Source organism: Desulfobacca acetoxidans DSM 11109 (assembly GCF_000195295.1).
Taxonomy (GTDB): domain Bacteria; phylum Desulfobacterota; class Desulfobaccia; order Desulfobaccales; family Desulfobaccaceae; genus Desulfobacca; species Desulfobacca acetoxidans.
Window position 1 is genome coordinate 1,733,168 of sequence record NC_015388.1, and the last position, 23,885, is coordinate 1,757,052.

Consider the following 23,885-nt stretch of genomic DNA (forward strand, 5'->3'; position numbering starts at 1 on the left):
CTGATTGAATGATTATGCCAACCAATCATCGACCGGTGTTTCGTTGTCAGCTTTGCGGAGAGTGTTGTGAAGGCCGCGGCGGTATCTTGCCTACAGCAATCGAGATCGAAATCATCGCCCGCTTTCTGAAGATGTCGGTACGGCAGTTCAAAAAGACATATCTCGAAAGCACGCCGCTCGGTCTGACTGTAAAAAATAAAACTGCCGGCGGTTGTATCTTTAATGATCAAGGTTGCTGCCAGATTCATCCGGTGAAACCCAGAATCTGCCGCAACTGGCCGTTTTTGCCGGCGATTCTGCTGCATGAAAATGAGTTCGAAGCCGCCAAATCGGTCTGTCCCGGTTTTGATCCGGACTGCCGATATGAGGATTTTTTATGGTGGTGGCGGAAACATATTATTTAGCTGAAACGTGCAGCAGTCAACATTGAAGGGTGATACCGGTAGCACGGGTATTTTAGCCTATGCAGAAATTATTTTAATATACAAATTGGCATGTTCTGGTGATCATAACCAAGCATGAAAACAGAACCGTGGCGGCTGCTCCCAATAATGCTTTTTCTGCTCACCACGCACTGTTTTCATATACATTTTTTCTCATCGACCATGTTAAACATCAGCTGCGGCCATGGGCCGCCCTATCCCATTATCAATAATTTATTGGCAATTTACTCATAGAACGGGCCGCGCCCGCCGTCTTTAAGATTACTGTGTTCATACAACCACCGAGAAAGCGATAGAGCAAAACCGATGACCAAGCCACAACCGCCATTATATATTACTACTCCGATCTATTATGTGAATGCCGAACCCCATATCGGCCATGCCTACACCACAGTGTTGGCCGACACCCTGGCTCGCTTCCACCGGCTGATGGGGGCGGAAACGCGTTTCCAAACCGGGACGGATGAGCATGGGGAAAAAGTAGTGGAGGCGGCCCGGGCACGAGGAATTCCGGTTAAAGACTATGTGGATCAGATCAGCGGCAGGTTCCGGGGAACATGGGATCAGATGCAGATCAGCTATGATCATTTTATCCGAACCACTGATCCCCTGCATATCCAAGTAGTGCAATATGTGCTGAATAAGGTTAATTCCCAGGGAGATATCTATTTCAGCGAATATGCTGGGCATTACTGCTACGGCTGTGAGCGCTTCGTGCTGGAGCGGGAGTTGGTGGATGGCAAATGTCCTGATCATCAGGTCAAACCGACCTACGTCAAGGAAGGCAATTACTTTTTTCGCATGAGCCGCTATCAGGACTGGCTTATCGAGTATATCCAAACTCATACCGATTTTATCCGTCCGGAACGCTACCGCAATGAAGTTTTGTCGTTTTTGAAAGAACCGCTGGAAGACTTGTGCATTTCAAGGCCCCGGGCCCGGGTGCAATGGGGTATCCCGCTGCCGTTTGATGACAACTATGTCACGTATGTCTGGTTCGATGCCCTGATCAATTACCTTACAGGCTTGGGGTATCCCGATCAGGCGCTTGTCAAAAAATTCTGGCCTGCCTGTCAGCATCTCATTGCCAAGGATATCCTCAAACCCCATGGCATCTATTGGCCTACCATCTTGAAGGCCACAGGTCTGGAGCCATATCACCATCTCAACGTACATGGATATTGGCAGATCGGCCAGGGTAAGATGTCCAAAACCCTGGGGAACGTGGTAGAGCCGCAGAGGTTGGTGAAGCAATACGGATTGGATCAGGTGCGCTATTTCTTCCTGCGGGAGATGGTCTACGGTCTGGACGCCGTGTTCAGCGAAGACGCCCTAGTTGGCCGGATCAACGCGGATCTGGCCAATGATCTGGGCAACCTTTTCTCCCGCAGTCTGGCTATGGTCTTCAAGTATCGTCAGGGGGTGGTGCCGGAGGCGGGTCCTTATGAGTCTGCCGACGAGGAACTCAGATCTCTGGCCGAGATGGTGCGTGACGATTATTTAGGGTATCTTCCGGAGCTGGAGTTCCATAAAGCGCTCCAGCGATTATGGGAGCTTATCGGTGAAATCAACCGCTATATCGTGGTCATGGAACCCTGGAAGCTCTTCAAAATCCAGGAACAGCAGCGCCTTAATACCGTGCTCTACACCATTTTGGAGGGGTTGCGGTGGGTGACCGTGATGTTAAGGCCGCTACTGCCGGCCAGTGCTGACCGTATGCGGGAACAATTGGGTCTGAGTCCGGATACCTGGGACTCAGGATTGTTCGAGCTCCTCACCTGGGGGAGACTGCCGACAGGAGTTCAACTCATCAAGGGTGCCCCCCTGTTCCCCAGATTGGAAACGTTGGAAATCAAATCAGTCAGCGGGGGCGAGGCCGTTTTCCCAATTCAGCCGTTCAAACCCCAGGTGGAGCTGGCCGTCTTTCAACAGCTCGATCTGCGAGTGGGGCGGATCATCGCGGCGGCGAAAATTCCCAAATCTGATAAATTGTTAAAATTAAGTGTGGATATTGGTGAGGTACGGCAGGTCGTAGCAGGTATTGCCCAGCATTACGAGCCGGCCGAGATCATCGGCAGACAGGTGATCATCGTGGCCAACCTTAAACCCACCAAGCTCATGGGAATTGAATCTCAGGGCATGGTCCTGGCGGCCAAAAGCGAAGGACGTCTCCTTCTCCTCAGTCCGGAAAAAGATGTTATTCCAGGATCATCGGTCTCATAGCATTTGTCTCTATTGTCTGGTAGGACTCCTGGTGCTGGTATTGGCTGACTGCGCCGGGGAGCGTCCCAAACCCGAGCCGGCGCCGGTAGGTGCCGCTCCCCCCTCAGCTAAGCGTCTCCGAGAGGCCATCAGTTATTACCTGGGCACCAACTATAAATATGGCGGCGCCAGCAAGGATGGGGTAGACTGCTCAGGCTTTGTCATGAAGGTATATGAGCGGGCAGGGATGAAGGTGCCCCGGACTTCAGAACTCCAATTCGAGAGCGGTGAACCGATTCCCAAGGATGCCCTGCAGTATGGCGATCTCGTCTTTTTCAATAAATACTGCCAGAGCAAATATTCCCATGTTAAAGCCAGCATCTTCTCGGGATGGTTCAGCCGCGAGGCGCAACCCTGCCACGTCGGCATCTATATCGGCAACGGGCGCTTCATTCATGCCTCCGCCAGCCAGGGCGGCGTGGCTATCAGTAACCTGAACCAGGATGCCTGGAAACGCTCCCTCATCGGTGTTCGCAGATATCTGCCGGATGACAGTTGACCTCAGGGTATAATCGACTTGCTATCCAGGGAAATAGGTTTCAAGTTGATAAGACAATAACCTCTGCACAGTGGCGTAGGGTAGGAAAGCGAAGCGCCTCCCGCCTTCTGGGATGCTAAAAAATAAGCAACCTTGGGAGATTACCCGCCTAGATCAACTGCAGAGATGATAACTATGGAAGTTTGCCAGGAACATATCGATTTTTGGCGTTGCCGTCGGGCCGCACAGAAGCTTTATAACCAGCGGTTGGAACAGTCGGCGCGCTCTGAGGTGAAGCAGATTGTCCGACTGCTTATCGCAGAATTCGGGGCAGAGAAAATTATCCTGTTCGGTTCCCTGGCCAAAGGTAGCTTCCGAGTCGGGTCGGATATAGATTTAGCGGTAGAAGGCCTTCCTGCCGACAGGTTATTTTCTGCCCTGGGTGCGGTCAATCGTTTAAGCCGCGCCTGGATTGATTTAAAACCCCTGGAAGATCTGGAGCCTCATTTTAAAAATCGGATATTAAATACCGGGGAGGTGCTATATGCGCGAGATCTCAAGCGATGCCTTACGGGAAATGGCGAATGATCTAGAGGTCGAATTAGACCGCTTGGAGCGTTTGAACAGAGAAATTGTCCGAGTACAGGGTGAAATCAAGAGTGACTCGGCACGGGCGGACCTTTTCTATGAAAATCTGGCTCTGAAGCTGCACAATTTTTACACCGGCTGCGAGCGGATCTTTCAGATTATTGCCTCCGAATTGAACGGCGCTTTACCCTCCGGTTATGACTGGCATAAACGTCTCTTAAGCCGTATGAGTTTAGTCCGGGAGGGGCGTCCGGCCATCCTTTCGGTGGAAACTGCGCGCCAACTTGATGAATTTCTGGCCTTCCGACACGTGGTACGAAACAATTATGGGTTTGAGTTAAATCCACATCGCCTAGAAGAACTTATCAATAAATATCCCGCTGTGTATCATGAATTCGAGGTTCAGGTGCGAAACTTCGTTAAGTGGCTCTTAACCCTGGCGAAGGAAATAGCATAACAACCCCGATGCCTTTTCGTGCATCTGCTCAATCTCCCCCGCCACCCAATACTGCATACAGCCGCACCTGATTAGCTAATTTTGCCAGGCGGATGGCGATGAGACCCTGCTGTGCGGCATAAAGAGAGCGTTGCGCATCCAGCACGTTTAGATAGATGTCGATCCCCTTTTCATAGCGCGCATTGGAGAGCTGGTAGGTTCTGGCAGTGGCATCGACCAGAGATTGCTGGGCTGCCATCCGGTCTCCCAGCGTGCCTCGGCTGGCAAGCGCATCAGCGGTTTCCCGAAAAGCGATTTGGATCGATCGTTCGTATTGCGCCTGGGCAATCTTCCTTGCTACCTGAGTGGCCTCCAATGCTGGCCGGGTGCGGGCATCGAAGATCGGCAGAACGATTCGAGGAGCGTAACTCCAGACAAAGGAACCGGTCTCAAACAGTCCCGATAGGTCGCCGCTGGCGGTACCAATCGCCGAGGTAAGTGAAATGCGGGGGAAGAAAGCGGCGCGGGCCGCGCCGATATTGGCATTGGCGGCCTTGAGGACATGCTCTGCCTGAAGAATATCGGGACGGCGCAGGAGCACCTCCGAAGACGTGCCGGGGGATACATCCGGCAAGGGTTTGACCAGGCTCAATTCTCTCGGCAACAGGTCGGCCGGAATGGGTGATCCGGCCAACAGGTGTAAGGCATTTTCATCTTGAGCCGTCAATTCAGTATAGCGCGCCACGTCCACTCGGGCTGTATCCACTCTGGTTTGTACCTGACGCAGATCCAGTTCGGGTGCAAAGCCGACTTCAAACCTCCGTCGGATCAGATTGTAAGCAGCCTGCTGGGTCTCAAGGGTGGATCGAGCCAGTTTGAGGTTTTCCCGATCCGCCGCCAGGGTCAGATAGGCGTTGGCCACTTCTGATATCAGCAAGATCTCCGCACTGCGGCGACCCTGTTCCGAGGCCAGGTATTCTTCTAGGGCCCGTTTTTTCAAGCTGCGAATCCGGCCGAAGAAATCAATTTCCCAGGAACTGATGCCCAGATTGATGCTGTACTCCTCCAGGTTTACCATTCCTTGGGTTCCCGAGATTTTGACGCGTTCCTTCCTGGCGCTGATGCCGGTTTCCACCGTCGGGAAAAGCTCGGCGCGCTGGACGCGGTACATAGCGCGCGCTTTTTCCACACTCAAGGCGGCTACCTGCAGATCCCGATTGTTTTTCAGGGCCATGGCAATGATCGTTTGCAGCCGTTGATCAGCGAAGAATGTCCGCCATTGCACCTCGGCCGCGAGCGGCGCGTCCGGTGCAGGGGAAGCGTTTTTATACGCCGGACCGCTGGGCCAGTCCTGGGGGATCGGCGCCTCGGGGCGTGTATATTCCGGGATCAAGGTGCAGCCGGTGAGGGGAACGGCTATAATAACCAACAATGCAAGTATTTTCCTGATCATCTCAGTGCGTCTCCGAAGGAGTTACTACCTTTGGATCGGGCTCTCCTGTTGGTGCGTGTGTCTTTTTTTTCCCGAACAGTTGCACTACCCCCACAAAAAAGAGGGGGATAAAGAAAATCGCCAGGAAGGTGGCAGTGATCATCCCGCCCAGGACGCCGGTGCCGATGGCCATTTGCGCCCCGGCGCCAGCCCCGGTGGCCAGGGCCAGGGGGAGGACGCCGAAGCCGAAGGCCAGAGAGGTCATGACGATCGGTCGCAGCCGCAGTTTGGAGCCCTCCAGAGTGGCTTCGACCAACCCCATACCTTCTTCTATTTTGGCCATGGCGAACTGCACGATTAAAATGGCGTTCTTGGTGGTAAGCCCCAAAACGGTGAGCAGCCCGATCTGAAAATAGACGTCATTGGGCAGTCCCCGCAGTGATGACGCCACCACGCCGCCGACAACTCCCAACGGCAAGGCTAGCAGGATAGTGATGGGAATGGTCCAACTCTCATACAGGGCGGCCAGGCAGAGAAATATCACGATTATAGAGAAGGTGTAAAGCAGTCCGGTTTGGGCCTTGGCCATACGCTCCTGGTAGGAGATGCCGGTCCAGTCATAACCGACGCCCTTGGGCAGCTTAGCGACAATCTCTTCCATGGCCTGCATCGCCTCTCCGGAGCTTCTCCCCGGGGCCGGTTCACCCCAAATATTCAAGGATGGGAAGCTGTTGTAACGCTCCAAAAGCGGCGAGCCTTGGAACCAGTGGCCGGTGGCGAAGGAAGTAAAGGGTGTCATCGTGCCTGCGGCATTCCGGACATAGAGCCGCTCCAAGTCTTTGGGCAGCATCCGATAGGGCGAGTCGGCCTGGGCATAGACCCGCTTGACCCGTCCTCCCTGGATGAAGTCGTTCACATAAGCGCTGCCGAAGGCCGCCGAAATAGTGTGGTGGATAGCGCTGATGGGAACTCCCAGGGCTCCGGCTTTTTCCCAATCCACATCGATGCGGTATTGGGTTACATCTTCCAGACCACTGGGGCGGACGCGGACCAACCTCGGATCCTGGGCAGCCATGCCGAGCATCTGATTGCGGGCCTTCATCAGGGCTTCATGGCCCAGTCCGCCTCGATCCTGTAATTGGAAGTCAAAGCCGCCCGCCCGCCCCAGTTCCAGGACGGCCGGCGGAGGGAAGGCAAACACCAAGGCATTGCGGAATTTGGAAAACTTGGCCATGGCGCGCTTTACCAAGGCATCCACCTTCAAATCCGCCCCGGGGCGCAGCTCCCAGTCCCTGAGCTTAACAAAAGCCAGCCCCGTGTTCTGGCCAGCTCCGGAAAAGCCCCGACCGGCCACCGTGAAAATGGAGGCCACGGCGTCCTTCTCATCCTCCAGAAAATGGGTGCGTACCTGATCTTGAATCTGCTGGGTTTGCTCCAGGGTCGAACCCGCCGGTAGCATCGTTTGAACAAACATGACGCCCTGATCCTCATTAGGGAGATAGGCAGTGGGCATGCGCTGGAACAGGAATCCCAGGGTTGCCACGATGAGCAGGTAAATAACCACGTAGCGGAGCTTCTTGCCGAGAATCTGCCCCACCATGGCTTGGTACCTATCCCTGGTCCACAGAAACGCCTGGTCAAACCAGCGGAAGAAAGGCCGAAAAAATCGAAAGCCGGTCTCCCCTCCCTGATGTCCTTTGGCAACCGGTTTGAGGAGGGAGGCGCACAGCACCGGGGTCAAGATCAGGGCCACCACCACTGACAACAGCATGGCGGCAATAACAGTGATAGAAAACTGGCGGTAGATAACCCCGGTGGAGCCGCCAAAGAAGGCCATGGGGCCGAAGACCGCGGCGAGCACCAGCCCGATGCCGATCAAGGCGCTGGTGATTTCTCCCATGGATTTGCGGGTTGCTTCCTTGGGCGGGAGACCCTCTTCGCTCATGACCCGCTCCACGTTTTCGACCACCACAATGGCGTCGTCCACCAGCAGGCCAATGGCCAGCACCATGGCGAACATGGTCAGCATATTGATGGAAAACCCGAACAATCCCAAGATTGCGAAGGTTCCCAAGATGACTACCGGCACCGCCAGGGTGGGAATCAGCGTGGCCCGGAGGTTTCCCAGAAAAACATACATTACCAGAAATACCAAGAGGATTGCTTCGAAAAGGGTCCAGACCACCTCGTTGATGGCCACCCGTACAAAGGGGGTGGTGTCATAGGGATACATAGCTTTCATGCCGGGGGGAAAGTATTTGGCCAGTTCTGCCATCTTCGCCTTGACGCCATCGGCGGTTTTCAAGGCGTTGGCCCCGGCGGCCTGCCGTATCGCCAAGGCGGCTCCTGGCTGGCCGTTGTACAACACCTTGCTGCCGTAGCGCTCGGTGCCCAGTTCGGTCCGCCCCACATCCCGCACCCGCACAATGGAGCCGTCCGGGTTGATGCGCAGGGGGATGGCGGCGAATTCCTCCGGCGTCTTGAGGAGATTCTGGACAATGATGGAAGCGTTCAACCGCTGGCCCTCCACCGCCGGAATCCCGCCGAACTGGCCGGCGGAAACTTCCACGTTATAGGCCTGGAGTCCTTTGATGACATCTTCCATCGTTAACTGATAATCGTTCAATTTATCCGGATTGACCCAGACCCGCATGGCATACTGGGAAGTGAAGGTTTCCACTTCCCCCACCCCCGGCACCCGGGCCAGCACCTGTTCGATGTTGGCCTGAGCATAGTCGGCCAGGTCAAACTCGTCCATGCTGCCGTCTTCCGAGGTCAAACCGACAATGATAAGCCAGTTTTTGGTGGATTTACTTACTTTAACACCGCTGCGCTGCACCGTATCGGGCAGGCTGGCCATGGCGAGCTGGAGTTTATTCTGCACCATGGCCCAGGCCAGGTCCGGGTCAGCCCCCGGGGCAAAGGTCAGTTCGATTCTCCCGGCTCCGGAGGCATCGCTTGTGCCAGACATGTAGAGGAGCTTGTCAAAGCCGGTCATCTTCTGTTCGATGATCTGCACTACACTATTCTCTACAGTTTCCGCTGAAGCCCCGGGGTAGAAGGCGTCAATGGCGATGGACGGAGGGGCGATGGGAGGATACTGGGAAATGGGCATATTGTAAATTGCCAACCCGCCCGCCAGCATCATGATGATGGCGATAACCCAAGCGAAGACCGGGCGATCCAGAAAAAAGTTCGATAACATCACCTTCCTCCGCTAGTTCGATTGTACCGGCGATGTGCTGACATTGGAAACTTTCTGGCCGACCTTGGGGCCTTCCCAGGGGACAACCTTGACTGAGATGCCAGGCTGCACTTTCATCACGCCTTCAACCACGACGCGTTCCCCTATTTTAAGACCTGAGGCAACAAGCCATTGGTCGCCGATGGCGCGATCGAGGGTCAACAGCCGCTGTTGCACTGTATTAGCATCGTCAACTACCAAGGTGATAGGCTGCCCCTTAGGGTTGCGGCTCACACTTTGTTGAGGAATCAGGAGGGCCTGTTCAGCGATGCCTTCCTGGATCACCGCCCGAACAAACATTCCCGGCAGGAGAAGGTGTTGCGGATTGGGAACGACGATACGCAGGGTGAAAGAGCCGGTTGTCGGATCTACGGTAACATCGCGAAATTGCAAGGTGCCTTCCAGGGGATACGGTGTGCCGTCTTCCAGGAGGATATGAACTTTTCGGCCGTTATTGCCATCCTTGCTGAGTCGCCCGGCTTCCAGATGGCGTTTTAAACGCAAAAGCTCGGCCGACGATTGGGTCACATCCACATATATAGGATCGAGCTGCTGGATAGTAGCTAAAGACATGGGTTGATACGCCGTTACCAAGGCACCGTCCGTAACGCTGGATCTGCCAATGCGTCCGGATATGGGGGCGGTGACGCGGGTATAGCCCAAATTGATGCGCGCCCCTTCCACTGCGGTTTTCCAATATTCAATCTCGGCCTGGGCCTGTCCCATAGCGGCGGCGGCGTCGTCGCAATCCTGCCTGCTAACTGCTCTGTCAGTCAGCAACTCCTCGCACCTTTGGGCCTTCAACCGGATCGAAGGCAGATTGGCTTGCGCCTTCCCGAGGGAGGCTTTGGCAGAGTCAAGGGCCACCTGAAAGGGAGCGGGATCGATCTGGTAGAGCAGTTGCCCGACTTTGACATCAGAGCCTTCCCGGAAAAGGCGTTTCTGGATGATACCGTTGACCTGGGGGCGTATCTCTGCTACCAGGTAAGCCGATGTTCTCCCCGGCAACTCGGTGGTCAACTCTACCTGCTGCGGTTTTACCACTACGGCGGCTACTTCCGGGACCGAGGGCGGCCCGGCCTGCTGCTTGCGCCAGCTATCACAGCCGCCTGGCAAAATGGTCAGAGCCAGCAAAGCTACAATCCATGTTAGCGTGATACAGCCTTTCTTGTGCCCGTGCATCAGAATCTCCATAAATGTTCAATGATGAATATATTAGGCCGCAAACCCACCCACCGCGTTAAGGCTCCAAAAGTCCTTTGAAAAAAATATCCAAAATGGCGTCCGGGTCTTCTGGGTAAGGATGGCGCTCGGGGGCGTCGAGCCAGAGAAGCAGAAACGCGTCTATGACGCTGGAGAGAGTTACCGCCAGGTAATAAGGATCGGCGATGTTTTTAAATCGTTGGTTTTTGATGCCGCTGGCAAAGATGTCAGCAATGCTTTCCAGAGAATTGTAATATCTTTTGCGGAGTTCGTCATCCAGACCAGCCTTGAGGTTGAAGCTCGCCCCTCGGCTCTCGGCCAGATACAGGCGAATAAAGGGCAGGTTGCGGTGAAATACCTCAGTTTTGGCCCGGACATAACTGCGCAGTTTTTCTACTTCGTCCTGTGGCTGTTCAATTGCTCGCATGATTGAGTCTTCAAACTTGTCACATAGTTCCCGGACCAGTGCCTTGTAGAGGTCTTCCTTATTTTGGAAAAACTTATAAAGTGTCCCAATAGCAAATTCGGATTTTTCGGCAATCTCCTGTACGGAGACATTGTGGTAGCCCTTCTGGGAGAAAAGATCGAGGGCGGTGGCAAGTATCTCTTGACGTTGCCGCAATTTTTCCCTCTCCCGCCTGGGAAGCTTATTATCTGCCGCCATTGACATCCTAATATGTAATCATCCTTCATATAATGAATATGATGTCATAATATAGAACAATTCGACATTCTGTCAAGAATAATTTATCCGTGATGCGCTGAGCTGATTAATTCCTTATAATTGTCATCAAACATAAATCACCCGCAAATCATGAAAGTAGGCTGGCAGCGTTTTGCTGGCTCCAATGCGTTGAATTTGGAAATCAGCACTCAAGACTTATTTCCATGGTTAATGATATGGCAAGAGAGAAAAAAGAATGCCGATCCGAAGAAAGGAAGCACGCTATGCCGGGTATCATGGGACACCGGGGGGCTAAGGCCTACGAACCGGAAAATACGCTGCGTTCAATCCGCCGGGCTCTTGAGATGGGCGTTCAGGCAGTGGAGATCGATGTCCACCTGAGCCGGGACGGCCACTTGGTGGTGATTCATGACGCCACCGTAGACCGGACCACCAACGGCCGCGGCCGAGTGAATGATTTGAGTTGGGAGGAACTGCGCCGATTGGACGCCGGGAGGGGAGAGCGTCTCCCCAGCTTGGATGAGGTGGTAGCCTTGGTGCGCGGCAGGGCACATCTCTTTGTGGAACTGAAGGATACCAAGGCTACGGCGGCGGTGGCGTTTTTTTTCCAGGAATGCGACCTGTTCACCGAAGCGCACGTCATTTCGTTCTGGCATCCGGCCCTCAAAGAACTGCGCCAGATCGAACCCCGCATCCGCACCGGCGTTCTCTTTGTCGGTTGTCCGGTGGACGCCCCGGCGCTGGCGCGGGCCGCCGCCGCCGAGGCCTTGATGTTAAACTATCAGTACGTGACCCCGGCGCTGGTGCAGTCAGCCCGCCGGGCCGGTCTTGCGATCGGAATCTGGAATATTGACACGGTAGTTGACCTCGAGCCTGTTCTCTCCCTGGGCCTGGATTATATCGGCAGTAACGCCCCTGATATCCTCATCAGATACTTGCAATCAATAAACGAATGATATAGTGTATGGTTCGTTTCCGACGATGAGCCCCCGGTTCGGGGCGTTCGACTGGAAGTGGACTGACTTCACCTTAAACCTTAAACCTTAAACCTTTGGGAATTTTGTATGTCAACCGTAACCGAAAGAATTATTAAAGCCCATCTCGTTTCCGGTAAGATGGCTCTGGGCGAGGAGATAGCCATTCGGATTGATCAAACCCTGACCCAGGATGCTACCGGCACCATGGCTTGCCTGGAGTTTGAGGCCATGGGTGCGCCCAGCGTGCATACCGAGCTGTCTGTAAGTTACGTGGACCACAACCTGTTGCAGACGGACTATAAGAATGCTGATGACCATCGCTTTTTGCAATCCTTTGCGGCGGGTCATGGTATTTATTTTTCGCCACCCGGTAATGGTATCTGCCATCAGGTGCATCTGGAGGCCTTTGGTGTTCCTGGCAAGACATTGTTGGGTTCCGATAGCCACACTCCTACCGGTGGAGGGTTGGGGATGCTGGCCATAGGGGCCGGGGGGTTGGATGTTGCCCTGGCCATGGCCGGTCAGCCGTTTTACCTGGTCATGCCTGAAGTTGTCGGCGTGCACCTGATTGGCAGACTGCCGGACTGGGTTTCGGCCAAAGATGTCATTCTGGAACTGCTCCGCCGTCTTACGGTTAAAGGCGGGGTGGGTAAGATTCTAGAATATTTCGGACCTGGAGTGCAGACCCTGTCCGTCCCTGATCGAGCTACTATTGCCAATATGGGGGCTGAATTGGGGGCTACCACCTCCGTCTTCCCTTCGGACGCCGTAACCAAAAGCTTTTTGGCCAGCCAGGGGCGGACGGCGGTTTATCGTTCCCTGCGGGCCAGCAACGCCGAGGATTTTAAAGAGATTATCGAAGTGGACCTTGGCTCGCTGACGCCCAAAATCGCCTGCCCGTCGTCGCCGGACAAGGTTAGAGATGTCAGTGACGTGGAAGGCACTCCGGTGCAGCAGGTTGCCATCGGTTCGTGCAGCAACTCCTCCTACCGGGATCTGATGATCGTGGCCAAGATCTTGGAAGGTCGAAAGATCCACCCCCAAGTAAGCCTGGAGATCAATCCCGGCTCTCGGCAGGTCTTAGAAAATGTCACTATTGCAGGGGGACTGCTGTCACTGATCCGGGCGGGGGCACGGATGCACCAATCCGGTTGTCTCGGCTGTATCGGCATGGGTCAGGCTCCGGCGACCAACACCGTGTCGCTGCGTACCTTCCCCCGCAATTTTCCCGGACGCAGTGGCACGAAAAATGATCAGGTATACCTGGTGAGTCCGGAAACCGCCGCGGCTGCGGCCATCTATGGTAAAATCACCGATCCCAGACGGCTGGGCGACTATCCGAAGATCAGACAACCTAGACATTTTGTGATAGAAAACCGCCAGTTACAGGCCCCTTTAGACCCTGGCCAGTCCTGTGAGATCATCCGGGGACCCAATATCCAACCTTTCCCAAAGTTTACCGCCATTCCTGAGACCTGGGAGGGCCAGGTATTCCTGAAAGTTGGCGATAACATCACCACAGATCACATCATGCCCGCGGGTAGTCAGATTCTGCCTCTCCGGAGTAATATCCCGGCTATCAGTAGATTCGTCTATCAAGCCGTAGACCCCGGATTTATTGCCAGAGCCGAACAGAGCGGCGAAGGCGCAGTGGTCGGGGGCGATAACTATGGCCAGGGCTCCAGCCGGGAGCATGCCGCCCTGGCGCCGCGGTATCTGGGTGTCAGGATTAAATTGGCTAAAAGCTTTGCTCGCATTCACAAGGCGAATCTCATCAATTTCGGCATCCTGCCCCTGGTTTTTGAAAACCCTCAAGATTATGATCGGATTCAATCGGGAGACCGCCTGCTGCTGCCTAACCTGCGCCAACGCCTAATGGCCGGAGACGAACGATTGCCCTTGTTGGTCAATGGGGAGGAATGCTGGGTCCGGTTGGAACTCTCCCCCCGTCACCGGCAGATTATCGCCGCCGGAGGTTTGCTCAACATGCCAGACGGGAACAGCCCAAAATGAAGCAATGGCAGGTCGGGAAATAAGAGATAATGATCCTTTCCTCATTACCAGGATCTGCCCCAGATTTTATTCTGATGGTCGGTCTGACGGATGTTCTTTAGGAGTTGATCAGTGTTGTAGGGCAGGAAAGCGGAGCGCCTCCCGCCTTCTAAAATGATCTATTCTCTCAGCTAGCTGAAGTATTACATCTTATTATTGTACCCGAAAGCTCGTTTCCGGAAATCCGGTTGGATCGAATTTGGGATCTAGCACGGCGAGAAAATCGACAAGAATATGAGCAGTGGCGCCCCAGATGGTGGTGTCGGGCATCTGGCAGTAAAAAACCGATGAGAGTCTGCCCTCCCACTCATGTGGGCCGGTGCGCCAACGGTGAGGCTGTAAAAGTTCCTGCACCGGGTATGACAAGAGGCGGGCTACTTCCCGGGTATTGAGTTTAAAATCATAGGGATAGGGGATGAGCCCGACAAAACTGTGCACCAGGAACCCGGTGGTGGTCAGACTGGTGTTTAAATAACCCAAAACGTCAATCTTCTCCGGCGCCAGTCCGATTTCCTCCTGGGATTCTCGTAAAGCAGTACTAAGCAGATTATCGTCCTCGGGATCAAAGACGCCTCCAGGATAGGAAATCTGTCCGCGGTGATGCTTCACCAGATAGGTCCTCTGAGTAAAGAGCATCATCAGTTCCGATCCCCTAAAAAACAGGGGAATGAGGATGGCGGCGGGGACGCCCTTAGTCGTCACCGGATGTGTTAACCGGACATCGGCAAAAAGTTGGCGCAGACGTTGGGGGGTCATTTGGTCACCTGAAAATTCCTGGCAGGAATTGCACTTCTCAGTTAGATTAACTATATTGTACTATACCTTCATTGGCAACCGTACATCTATATTATTTGGTCTTACGCCTTCAGCCTGCAGCAGATACAAACCTTGAAGCTGACTGGGTTAGATAGTATAGGTTAAATGCTGACGCTAACTATTTTATCTTCGAGAAATGAGAGGAAAAAACTATGGCGGTGCGTGAATGCCTGATTCTTAAGGATTTACAGATAGCTATCCAGATGGAACAGGATGGCAAAAAATATTATGACCAGGCTGCTTACAACGCCAAAAGTGAGGGCGTCAGAGCAATATTCAGCCACTTGGCAATAGGTGAAGTCTATCATATCCAGCGCATCCAGGAAATTTACGATGCCCTGGAAAAAGATCCTACCTGGACGGAAGATATGTGTGAATTTAATCCGCCCGCGGCGGACGCCAGTTTCTTTGCCGATGCGATGGCCAAAGCCGAGATGGCGGCCGGCGATGCCGACGACTTGAAGGCCCTGGATATCGGCCTGTCGATGGAACAGAAAAGCATTGAGTTCTATCAAAATCTGGCGAAGCAGGCCCAGGACCCCAAAGAGCGGCGATTTCTTCTGAGCCTGGTGAACGAGGAACGGGGACACTATTACTATCTCATGGACTACCGCAATTATCTGGCCGACCCGGCGGATTGGTATTTTATCAAAGAGATGGGCCACGTAGACGGGGGTTGAGAGAGTATTAGTCATTCCCCGCCTGTAAAAATATATATGGTGCAGTGAGAGTGGAAATTGTCATCATCGGATCCGGGACCGGCGTTCCCTACCGCCGACGGGGAGCGCCAGCGGCGGCGGTGAAAATCCGGGGCTGTTTGGTTCTCTTCGATCTGGGAGCCGGGACGCTGCGGTCAATGCTGAATTATGATCTAAATTTTAATGATATCGACATTCTCTGTCTCAGCCACCACCATCCGGATCATGTGGGCGATCTTATCCCCTTTCTCTTTGCCACCCGCTATGCCTTGGGCTATACCCGCCAGCATCCCTTTTGGGTTCTGGCCGCCGATGGGTTCATGAATTTTTACGGCCGCCTGCAAAACGCCTTTGGCCAATGGCTGGAGCCGCCTCCCGGTCTGATGCAGGTCCGGGAATTCTCTTGCGACCGGGAAGACGAGTTTACTTTAGCCGACCTCCGGATCAGAACTGCGCCCGTCAACCACATCGCCACCAGCCTGGCCTATAGGCTGGAGGCGGGCGGTAAGGCAGTGGTTTATTCCGGTGATACCGACTGGAGCGACTCTCTCATCAACCTGGCGCAGGGGGCCGATGTCTTGATCCTGGAGGCTGCCAATCCCTTCAAGGTCCCCGGTCATTTAACGCCGGTGGAGGCCGGCCGTCTGGCGGCTCAAACCGGAGTTCCCCGGCTGGTGTTGACCCATTTTTATCCCCCTTGTGATGAGATGGATGTGGTGGCGGCCTGCGCCCAGACGTATGCCGGTGAGATCGTCAGAGCCGAGGATGGACTGTGTCTGCGGGTTTGAGGTTTATTTTCCCCCTGGGGAAAAAGGTCAGGATGAAAGGTGCATAATATCGTTTCCGGTTTTTGCTTTCTGGTAAAATAATCTAGCAGAATTAAATTATTATGGTCGCAGCGGGTTGCAGAACAGACTGAGATTGGTATACGACCAAACTTTCTGCCACCACTGGGCACTCGGCACTTTAACCCAGCACTTATTGAGGAGTTCATATGGAAGAGTTTTGGAAGAAGACTCTGAGCTTCGGTCTGGGGGTCTTTGATTTTACAAAAGAAAAAGTGGAAAAATTAGTCGATGAGATGATCAAGCGGGGCGAACTGAGTTCCCAAGAAGGTTCACGGGCAGTCGAAGAGCTACTGGAGAAGGCGGAAAAGGAGCAGACGGCTTTTTGGATCAAAATAAGGGAGTTTGTGCAGCGAATTGTTTCCGAGATGTCTCTGGTGCGCCGGAGCGATTTCAAGTCCTTGGAAGAGAGAGTAGCCGATCTGGAAAAAAGACTGCAGGAGTTAAATCTACCACCCCGACCCCCATCCATTGACTAGAATAGGTCAAAAAGTCCGATTGACCAGGATGTCCGTGACTTCTAAAAAGAGGGATTTTTCCGGGGAGGAGGGAAAAAGGGCCAGGTTTTCTTTTGCGGCGTTGGTATACTCTTGAGCCAGGCGTCTGGCGTAATCAATTGAGCCATGCCTTTGCATAAGCGGCAGGAGTTCTTGAGCAATCCTGGCCGCGTCGCTCTCCCGGACCAGATGCCCTAAACTCTGCTGCTCTGTCGGTCCCAACTGGCGCAGAGTATGAATAAAGGGAAGGGTGATCTTGCCTTCTTTTAGGTCATTGCAGATCGGCTTGCCCATTTCTTTGGCGTTGCCGGTAAAGTCTAAGATGTCGTCTATAAGTTGGAAGGTTATCCCTAGGTTGAGGCCAAAATCCGCCATCGCAGCCTCCAGCCGACCATCCACCCCGCCTAGAATAGCGCCGATCTGGCAGGCTGCTGACATGAGTTTAGCGGTTTTGCGAGTGATGACGTCAAAGTATTCCTCCTCCGTCATCTCCAGGCGGCCGGTATTCACCAGTTGTAGCACTTCTCCTTCCGCCATATAGGTGGTGGTTTGAGCCAAAACCTCTATTATCCGTATCTGTCTGGTCTCCACCGCAATGCTCAGGGCTTTGGAGAGGAGAAAATCACCCACGAGGATAACAGCCTGATTACCCCAGATCGTGTTAGCGGAGGACTGCCCCCGACGCTCCGTCGCCGCATCCACCACATCATCATGCAGCAGTGTGGCTGCATGCAAATACTCAAAAATGGCGCCAATATCCGGGAGATGATCCCCGCGGCAGCCGCACATGCGGGCTGCCAGAATAAACAGCAGTGGCCGGATGCGCTTCCCCCCGGAGATCAGGATATGATCCCAGACTTCGGAGATGAGCCGTACATGGGTAGCCAAGTTTCCGGACAGGGCCAGATTGATCCGGTCGATATCCGGCTGCAGGCGTTGCAGGATCATTTTATGACGCAATTTCACAAACTTTCCCTCAATCTTTATATACTAACGTGATCGGGCCAGCTTGTCAAATTTTTCTCAATTTCGGAGCATGCGGTCTGGCCACCGACGACTTCTCCTAACAGGTCATAGGTATAGGTCTTGGTTATGCGAACCGGCGTTAGACGGCCCAACTCAGCCCAGCCGGCATTGATATAGACCTGTCCATCCGCTTCCGGCGCCTGTCCCGCCAAACGGCCGCGCAGCAACAGCTCGGTTTCTTCGCTATGGCCTTCTATGAGAACCGGCTGGATCGTTCCTTTAAGACGTCTCAGTTTTTTTCTATTTAATCTAGCCTGCAAAGACCTTAAGCGTCTGGCTCGCCGGTTGGCTTCTCGGGGGGTCACCGATTCCGCCATTTTGGCTGCTGGCGTCCCTTCCTCGGGTTGGTAGGCAAAGACTCCGAGGTGGTCAAACTCCATCTGGGCGGTTACCTGGCAGAGTTCGGCAAAATCCTGCTCCCTCTCACCCGGAAAGCCGACGATTACCGAGGTTCGCAGTGTTGCCGCGGGAATTATGGTCCTGATCCGCGCCAGCGTTTCCCAGAGATCTTTTTGGCGGTAACCTCGCCCCATCCGATGCAACAGACGGTCGCTGACGTGCTGCACCGGCAGATCGAAATATGGGCAGATTTGGGGGTGATCCGCCATCACTCGGAGGAGTTCCGGGGTCACTCGGGCCGGATGACCATAGAGCAGGCGAATCCACTGCAAGGCAGCGATGCCAGCCAGTTGCCGCAGCAGTTCCGGCAGTAGCAGACGTCCTCCCTGATCGACTCCGTAGGCAGTGGTGTCCTGGGCCACCAGATTGAGTTCGCGGACCCCTTGCGCCGCCAATTGCTTAGCTTCCGCTACCAGGGTGGAAAGAGGTCGGCTACGGTAAGGGCCCCGAATCTGAGGAATAGTGCAATATGTACAGTGGTGGCTACAACCCTCGGCGATTTTGAGGTAAGCGCTGTAGAAGGGGGTCGTCAGATGCCGGGGCCAGATCAGCTCATAATCCTGCCAACCGTCCTGGCAGTGTAATCGCCCCGTGGTTGACCTCGCTCTTATCACCTCCACAATTCGAGGGAAATCGTTAACCCCTAAAAAAATATCCACCTCCGGCAACAGGTCTAGCAGTTCTTGTTGATAGCGCTGTACCAGGCAGCCGGTTACTACCAATTGTTTCTCCGGTTGATCCTGTTTGTATGCTGCCAGTTCCAGGATGGTATCAATGGCCTCTTGACAGGCTGGGGTGATGAAACCACAGGTGTTTACCAACATCAGGTCGGCCTCCTGGGGCCGGGAAACAACCTGGTATCCCGCTGCTTCTAACAGGGCCAACATGATTTCAGTGTCCACCCGATTCTTGGCGCAGCCCAGGCTTACCGGATAGAGCCGTCGCAACGTGTTCGGGGGCGTTTTTTGGCGGCCACTCATTTAACCTGCTACTCCTGCTAACACCGTCCAATGATCAATGGCAAGAAACATAAGCAACCAAAAGATCATCTGGCCGAACAGCCATCGTCTTCCCGCCGCTGCCGTTGAGAGATACTGTTCTTCCAACATCCTTATAAAATTATACATCACCACGCATTCCAACGCAAAAGGCGCAAACCCGAGATAGCCTAAAATCGGCATCTCAAAAATCCTGCCACGGTTAAAAAAAGGCAGGGTATAGATCCACTTGGCCTTGGCCCAATAATTCCAGCATTCCCAAAAAAAACCGCAAAGCATTCCGGCGCTCATCCAGAGATAGATGTCCCGCCGTTGGCCTTTAGCCCAGTCGTCCCATAAAGACCTGCCACCTCCGATAAAACAGAACGGTTCAAGTAAAAAAATGAAGGCCAGCCAGATAAAAGGAAAACCGTATCTCGGCCATTGGAGGGGGAGCATCAACAGGATCACTCCGAGAATGGCGCAAGGCGCCAGCCAGGAGGTTCCTGTCTGTTTGCCCGTTGTTCTGTCTTGGCCCAACAGCCCTGTCAATCCCAGGAGTTCTTTGGTTTGAAAGAGGCCCGGAAACACCGTGGCGAAGCCCAACAGGTAACCCAGCCAGCGCAATGGCGCAGGCTCGGGCAGACCGCGGTAATGCCAGTTGCCCAAAATAAGATTTGCCGCCTCAAAGATCAGCCAACAGGTGATGGAAGAGACCGCCAGGCGGGGTAGCTCCCGGAAACGATTCATCAATAGGGAACTCCCCTGATATTGAAAGATGAGTGCGTCCGCCATCATGATATAGGACCACCAGGCAAAAGTGTAAAACCAGGTGGCAAAGGGTTCCAGCCCCCGGATTAATCCTACCAGGGCCGTCAGAAACAAGCCGGCGCCGGTAATACCCGTCAACCTGGAAAGTATGACCCGTTTCATTCTCAACCTCCTTGCTGCCAACCACAGTTTTGGTGATAGGATAACTATCTGTAATTATAACTAATAAAATTTACGATGTCATTTACTCAGCCTCGTTTATCTATTTTTCCTTGATTTTTCGGATAATTCGTGCTACGTGTATTAAGCGGGTTTTTTACATTTCGCATGATGACCTACGATATCAACCTTATGTCCGTCTCGGGGAGGGAGGGGACATAATTTCCTATCCGCAGATATTCTCGTCTCCAATGGCGCCCTGTAAACCCAAACTGGGGAGAATCTATGAAAAGATTCGGAATCCTTTTTGTGGCCCTTTTATGGCTGCTCTATGGTTGTGGTGGCAAACGTGAAATAGTCTCTCAGCCTGAACCTCTTGAACCCGCCCAGACGGAAGACCAATACGCTTTCGAAGACGAAAAAGAAGAACCGCTTACCGGCTCTCTAAGCACTCAACGGTTGGAGGAGCTCTATGGTAAGGCCTCTGTTCCCGGTCTGGATGAGGCCCTGTCCCAGGAAATGAAAAAATGGGAGATGCAAAAGACTTTTGATATGCCCATCCAGGTCAATAAACAGGTGCGCAATTATATCTACTATTTTTCTACTGACCGCAAGAAAATCTTTAGCCGCTATCTGGCCCGGTCCAGCCGCTACCTGCCCATGATCAAAAAAGTCTTTGCCGAATACGGTCTGCCCGAAGACTTGGCTTACCTGGCCATGATTGAGAGTGGTTATAACAACCGAGCCAAGTCCCACGCCAGCGCCGTGGGGATGTGGCAGTTTATCAAGGGCACGGGTGTCCGTTACGGCCTTAGTATCGACAGTTACCTGGATGAACGTCGGGATCCCGAGAAATCTACGCGGGCCGCGGCTTCTTACCTTCTGGATCTCTATAAACAGTTTGGCTCCTGGTATCTGGCCGCTGCCAGTTACAATTGCGGCGAGGGTCGGGTCCAGAAAGAGATCAAGCGGAACACCCATTTGAAAAATTTTTGGGAGCTTTCGGGAAATTACAGCCTGCCCAGCGAAACCCAGAACTACGTTCCCCAAATGATCGCCGCCACGATTATCGCTAAGAGTCCGGAAAAATACGGTTTTAAAAATATTCCCTACCAGCCGCCTTTGAAATATGATCTAGTCAAAGTCACCGAAGCTACCTCGCTACAGGCGGCGGCCATAGCAGTGGCCACGAATTCGGAGGAAATCGATGCCTTGAACCCGGAACTCTTGCGCGGGGTCACGCCGCCGAGCTATCAGGCCTACCTCCTTAAGGTCCCCCCCGGTAAAAAAGAGGCCTTTACTACAAATATTGCCATGGCCCGCGCCCAGTTTCCGGTCGGCGCCACCTATGCTGCACGTCGGGATAGAGGCGAGGACTTTTCTGGCGAGCGGTCTCGGCGCACGGCAAAAACCTCCCGGTCTTACGCCTCTCGAGCTAAAAGGTCGAAAAGGACCATGGCGGCTGCCAGATCGAGGTATGTGGAAGAGCCCTCTCCTAAAGAAGAGCCAAACCTCTGCTATAGCGTCAAGCAAGGCGATACGTTATCTAAGATCGCCAAGAGATACAATACCACCCAGGCGAAGATTGCTGCTCTGAACAACCTCCCCAAAGATGGCACGGTCAAACGTCGACAGGTGCTCCTGGTAGCTGCTAATGATACGAAGTCAGCTAAAGAACCTGCCCGTTCTTCGTCCAAAGAGGTTGCCCGTTCTGTCGAAAAAAATGACGGCCCCGTGACTGCAAGCATGTTTCCCAATTTCAACAGTACCAAGAAGTCCAAAGCTAATACCCGAGCTGCTAAGAGCACGGTTCAGGCGTCCAAATCGAAATCAGGCAGCAACAAGCCGACTCCGACAATAGCCAGAAAAGAATCCGGAAACTCAAAAACCAAAAAGAAAAAGAACGGCTCGGATAAAACGTAATCTTCGGGCCGGCTAACCGTATAATAACCTGCCGCATCCTCTCGCCAGGGACATCCTTAGGGAAGTCCCTGTTTTTTTCGTTCTTTTTCGGCTGTCACTAGAGACATCGACTCGCTAAACAGGGGAGTTCGACCCGCAACCGCTGCAGATGCCGACGGTCCAGATCGGCGTAGATAATGTCCTCCCGATCCGCGGCTTGGGCCAAAACCACTCCCCAGGGGTCAACAATCAGAGAACGGCCATAGGTTCTTAAACTCTGTGCAGGATGGGGATATTGTGCCGGAGCCAGTATATAAGTCTGATTCTCGATAGCCCGAGCCCGCAGCAGCACCTCCCAGTGATCTCTGCCGGTAACCTGCGAGAAGGCTGCCGGTGTCAAAATAATCTCCGCCCCCCGGCTTACTAGAGCCCGGAAGAGCTCTGGGAATCTGAGATCATAGCAGATCGTCAGACCTACGGTGAACTCTTCGCCTGGAAGGGCGGTGGCAATGATCTCCTTACCCGGCAGAATGTGGTCGGATTCCCGAAACCTGACCCTGCCTGGGATATCAATATCGAAAAGATGAATCTTGCGATAGCAGGCCAAGATCTCGCCACTGGGCTGCAAGAGTACGGCGGTATTATAGATCTTTTCCGACTCCGCCGACCTTTCCGGGATACTGCCCAATAGCAAAAACACCCCTTTATCTCGTGCCTGTTGCTGAAATCCCTGGACCAAAGGGCCATCTAATAATTGGGCGTGAGCTCTAATAGACTCGGGCGGACCCAGACAGGAAAAATACTCCGGCAGGGCAATGAGCTTCGCCCCGCGGCCGGCTGCCGCCTCGACCAAACGGTGGGCCCGCTCGCAATTATAGTTCAAATCCCCGATGCTCTGCATTTGAATGACTGCCGCCCACATAATAACCGCTCTCTCTAGTTGCAAAAAGCTCGAATCGACAGATCCTTACTTGGGTCTCAGGATCAGCGTTTTTTCAAGGCACGGGATTGGGATAACCGGGTCAAATATATTGCACTAGACGAATGCCAGGTTAAAATCATGGATGAAAGGTACGCCAGAAACCGCCGTCCGGACGGGGTTACCCGATCCGCTAAATACCCGTTTCTGCCTTAATCGAAATTTAAAGCGAGTTGCTCTCAACAGTTCGAACCTCATGAGGACACAACACCTGTCAATATTGAAAAGGCGGCACCCTTCTACTGCCACGATAAATGACGCTTCAGCCGCCGGCCTCCTCCATACCAGCCTGGTGTTGTCTGAGGTGGTAGCCCCGGAGCTAAAAGTCTCGCGCCACGGTCCCGTTTCCCTCACCGTGGGGCTGCAGGAATTTGTCCTGCTGGCCGGCTTGACAGCCCGGGAAGCTGACTATCTCCTGCGATTGGCTGCCACCCTGCGGCCACCAAGCGGCGGCCGGATTTTTCATTGGGGTCAAGATCTCTTTTCCTTGCCACGCAACGCCCTCTACCTTTGGCGTGCCAGGCTGGCTTTTGTTTCTCCCTTTCAATCCCTGTTGCCCCGCCTGACAGTCCTCGAGAACATCACCCTGTCGCAAACCTTGCTCACCGGCAGGTCTCCCGACGAGGTGGCCTCACAACATCAAGTGCTCCTGAACCGGTTAGACCTGATGCCGTTTCTCGCCGATCATCCGAGGACTCTTCCGGTCAGGGCCTATCATTTGGCTCTCTGGGCGAGGGAGCTGCTCAAACAGCCGGAACTGATTCTCGGGTTGCTTCCCAGTTCGGAGGACCTGTATGGAGGTCCTCCTCTGACCCTCTATCTTCTCCCTCTGCTCCAAGAGTTCCATGCCCGCCGCCGGGGGGCCATCCTCCTGGCCGGGCCGGACCTTGCCTCTTTTTACCATGCCGCCGATCGCCTGGTGAGATGCCGGGAAGATGTCTGGCAGGGAGAACCATTGCCAGGACGCGCCAACCAGCCACTCATTGACTACCTCAATCTGCTGTAAAAGGACTGCG

The 23,885-nt window shown here is 53.8% G+C and carries 21 protein-coding genes; 12 read left to right on the forward strand and 9 right to left on the reverse strand.

The annotated features are described in order from the left end of the window. Positions 1 to 14: 14 nt before the first annotated feature. From DESAC_RS07580 to DESAC_RS07600, 5 genes are all read left to right on the forward strand, one after another. On the forward strand, positions 15 to 404 hold the full coding sequence (locus DESAC_RS07580; RefSeq protein WP_013706486.1) for a YkgJ family cysteine cluster protein: 390 nt from the start codon (positions 15 to 17) through the stop codon (positions 402 to 404). A gap of 345 nt (positions 405 to 749) precedes the next feature. Beyond that, a complete protein-coding gene (gene metG / locus DESAC_RS07585) occupies positions 750 to 2,666 on the forward strand; it encodes a methionine--tRNA ligase (protein ID WP_013706487.1) in 1,917 nt (638 codons plus the stop codon). Continuing rightward, positions 2,638 to 3,204: a C40 family peptidase gene (locus DESAC_RS15220; protein ID WP_013706488.1), complete on the forward strand. Its 567-nt coding sequence runs from the start codon at positions 2,638 to 2,640 to the stop codon at positions 3,202 to 3,204. The genes metG and DESAC_RS15220 overlap by 29 nt, the downstream gene beginning before the upstream one ends. A 174-nt stretch (positions 3,205 to 3,378) precedes the next feature. After that, positions 3,379 to 3,771 (forward strand): nucleotidyltransferase family protein, encoded by a 393-nt coding sequence (locus tag DESAC_RS07595; protein WP_013706489.1) that lies wholly within the window; start codon positions 3,379 to 3,381, stop codon positions 3,769 to 3,771. Beyond that, positions 3,728 to 4,228: a ribonuclease toxin HepT-like protein gene (locus DESAC_RS07600; RefSeq protein WP_013706490.1), complete on the forward strand. Its 501-nt coding sequence runs from the start codon at positions 3,728 to 3,730 to the stop codon at positions 4,226 to 4,228. Before DESAC_RS07595 ends, DESAC_RS07600 begins: the two co-directional genes overlap by 44 nt. Positions 4,229 to 4,256: 28 nt before the next feature. Here the strand turns inward: DESAC_RS07600 and DESAC_RS07605 are convergent, their stop codons facing one another. From DESAC_RS07605 to DESAC_RS07620, 4 genes are read right to left on the reverse strand one after another with little or no spacing between them, the layout of a single operon-like run. Next, positions 4,257 to 5,660 carry an efflux transporter outer membrane subunit gene (locus DESAC_RS07605; protein WP_013706491.1) on the reverse strand — a complete coding sequence of 468 codons (1,404 nt, stop codon included), beginning with the start codon at positions 5,658 to 5,660 and terminating at the stop codon, positions 4,257 to 4,259. Position 5,661: 1 nt separating this feature from the next. Next, positions 5,662 to 8,844: an efflux RND transporter permease subunit gene (locus tag DESAC_RS07610; protein ID WP_013706492.1), complete on the reverse strand. Its 3,183-nt coding sequence runs from the start codon at positions 8,842 to 8,844 to the stop codon at positions 5,662 to 5,664. A 12-nt stretch (positions 8,845 to 8,856) separates the two neighbouring features. After that, on the reverse strand, positions 8,857 to 10,065 hold the full coding sequence (locus DESAC_RS07615; RefSeq protein WP_013706493.1) for an efflux RND transporter periplasmic adaptor subunit: 1,209 nt from the start codon (positions 10,063 to 10,065) through the stop codon (positions 8,857 to 8,859). 58 nt (positions 10,066 to 10,123) lie between these two features. Further along, a complete protein-coding gene (locus tag DESAC_RS07620; protein ID WP_013706494.1) occupies positions 10,124 to 10,750 on the reverse strand; it encodes a TetR/AcrR family transcriptional regulator in 627 nt (208 codons plus the stop codon). Positions 10,751 to 11,034: 284 nt separating this feature from the next. Here DESAC_RS07620 and DESAC_RS07625 point away from each other — a divergent pair, with 284 nt between their 5' ends. Next, positions 11,035 to 11,727 carry a glycerophosphodiester phosphodiesterase gene (locus DESAC_RS07625; RefSeq protein WP_013706495.1) on the forward strand — a complete coding sequence of 231 codons (693 nt, stop codon included), beginning with the start codon at positions 11,035 to 11,037 and terminating at the stop codon, positions 11,725 to 11,727. 108 nt (positions 11,728 to 11,835) lie between these two features. Continuing rightward, positions 11,836 to 13,761 carry an aconitate hydratase gene (locus tag DESAC_RS07630; RefSeq protein WP_013706496.1) on the forward strand — a complete coding sequence of 642 codons (1,926 nt, stop codon included), beginning with the start codon at positions 11,836 to 11,838 and terminating at the stop codon, positions 13,759 to 13,761. Positions 13,762 to 13,953: 192 nt separating this feature from the next. On the opposite strand, the gene DESAC_RS07635 is transcribed toward DESAC_RS07630, so the two are convergent. After that, complete coding sequence (locus DESAC_RS07635; RefSeq protein ID WP_013706497.1) at positions 13,954 to 14,556, reverse strand: NUDIX hydrolase; 603 nt, start codon at positions 14,554 to 14,556, stop codon at positions 13,954 to 13,956. A 212-nt stretch (positions 14,557 to 14,768) separates the two neighbouring features. Between DESAC_RS07635 and DESAC_RS07640 the strand changes: the two genes are divergently transcribed. From DESAC_RS07640 to DESAC_RS07650, 3 genes are all read left to right on the forward strand, one after another. Beyond that, on the forward strand, positions 14,769 to 15,296 hold the full coding sequence (locus DESAC_RS07640; RefSeq protein WP_013706498.1) for a ferritin-like domain-containing protein: 528 nt from the start codon (positions 14,769 to 14,771) through the stop codon (positions 15,294 to 15,296). Positions 15,297 to 15,346: 50 nt separating this feature from the next. Next, positions 15,347 to 16,102, forward strand: coding sequence for an MBL fold metallo-hydrolase (locus tag DESAC_RS07645; protein WP_041283861.1), 756 nt, complete (start codon positions 15,347 to 15,349; stop codon positions 16,100 to 16,102). Positions 16,103 to 16,308: 206 nt separating this feature from the next. Then, positions 16,309 to 16,638, forward strand: coding sequence for a phasin family protein (locus DESAC_RS07650; protein WP_013706500.1), 330 nt, complete (start codon positions 16,309 to 16,311; stop codon positions 16,636 to 16,638). 6 nt (positions 16,639 to 16,644) lie between these two features. On the opposite strand, the gene DESAC_RS07655 is transcribed toward DESAC_RS07650, so the two are convergent. The 3 genes from DESAC_RS07655 to DESAC_RS07665 are packed head-to-tail and all read right to left on the reverse strand — an operon-like array spanning position 16,645 to position 19,991. After that, positions 16,645 to 17,622: a polyprenyl synthetase family protein gene (locus DESAC_RS07655; RefSeq protein WP_013706501.1), complete on the reverse strand. Its 978-nt coding sequence runs from the start codon at positions 17,620 to 17,622 to the stop codon at positions 16,645 to 16,647. Positions 17,623 to 17,639: 17 nt separating this feature from the next. Then, positions 17,640 to 19,061, reverse strand: coding sequence for a 30S ribosomal protein S12 methylthiotransferase RimO (gene rimO, locus DESAC_RS07660; protein ID WP_013706502.1), 1,422 nt, complete (start codon positions 19,059 to 19,061; stop codon positions 17,640 to 17,642). Then, positions 19,062 to 19,991, reverse strand: a complete 930-nt coding sequence (locus DESAC_RS07665) for a hypothetical protein (protein ID WP_013706503.1) — start codon at positions 19,989 to 19,991, stop codon at positions 19,062 to 19,064. Positions 19,992 to 20,273: 282 nt separating this feature from the next. Between DESAC_RS07665 and DESAC_RS15225 the strand changes: the two genes are divergently transcribed. Then, positions 20,274 to 21,911, forward strand: a complete 1,638-nt coding sequence (locus DESAC_RS15225; protein ID WP_013706504.1) for a lytic transglycosylase domain-containing protein — start codon at positions 20,274 to 20,276, stop codon at positions 21,909 to 21,911. A gap of 97 nt (positions 21,912 to 22,008) precedes the next feature. Here DESAC_RS15225 and DESAC_RS07675 read toward each other — a convergent pair whose 3' ends face one another. Further along, complete coding sequence (locus DESAC_RS07675; protein WP_013706505.1) at positions 22,009 to 22,812, reverse strand: carbon-nitrogen hydrolase family protein; 804 nt, start codon at positions 22,810 to 22,812, stop codon at positions 22,009 to 22,011. A gap of 253 nt (positions 22,813 to 23,065) precedes the next feature. On the opposite strand from DESAC_RS07675, the gene DESAC_RS07680 reads away from it, so the two are divergent. Continuing rightward, positions 23,066 to 23,875, forward strand: a complete 810-nt coding sequence (locus DESAC_RS07680; RefSeq protein ID WP_148231206.1) for a P-loop NTPase family protein — start codon at positions 23,066 to 23,068, stop codon at positions 23,873 to 23,875. Positions 23,876 to 23,885 lie beyond the last annotated feature (10 nt).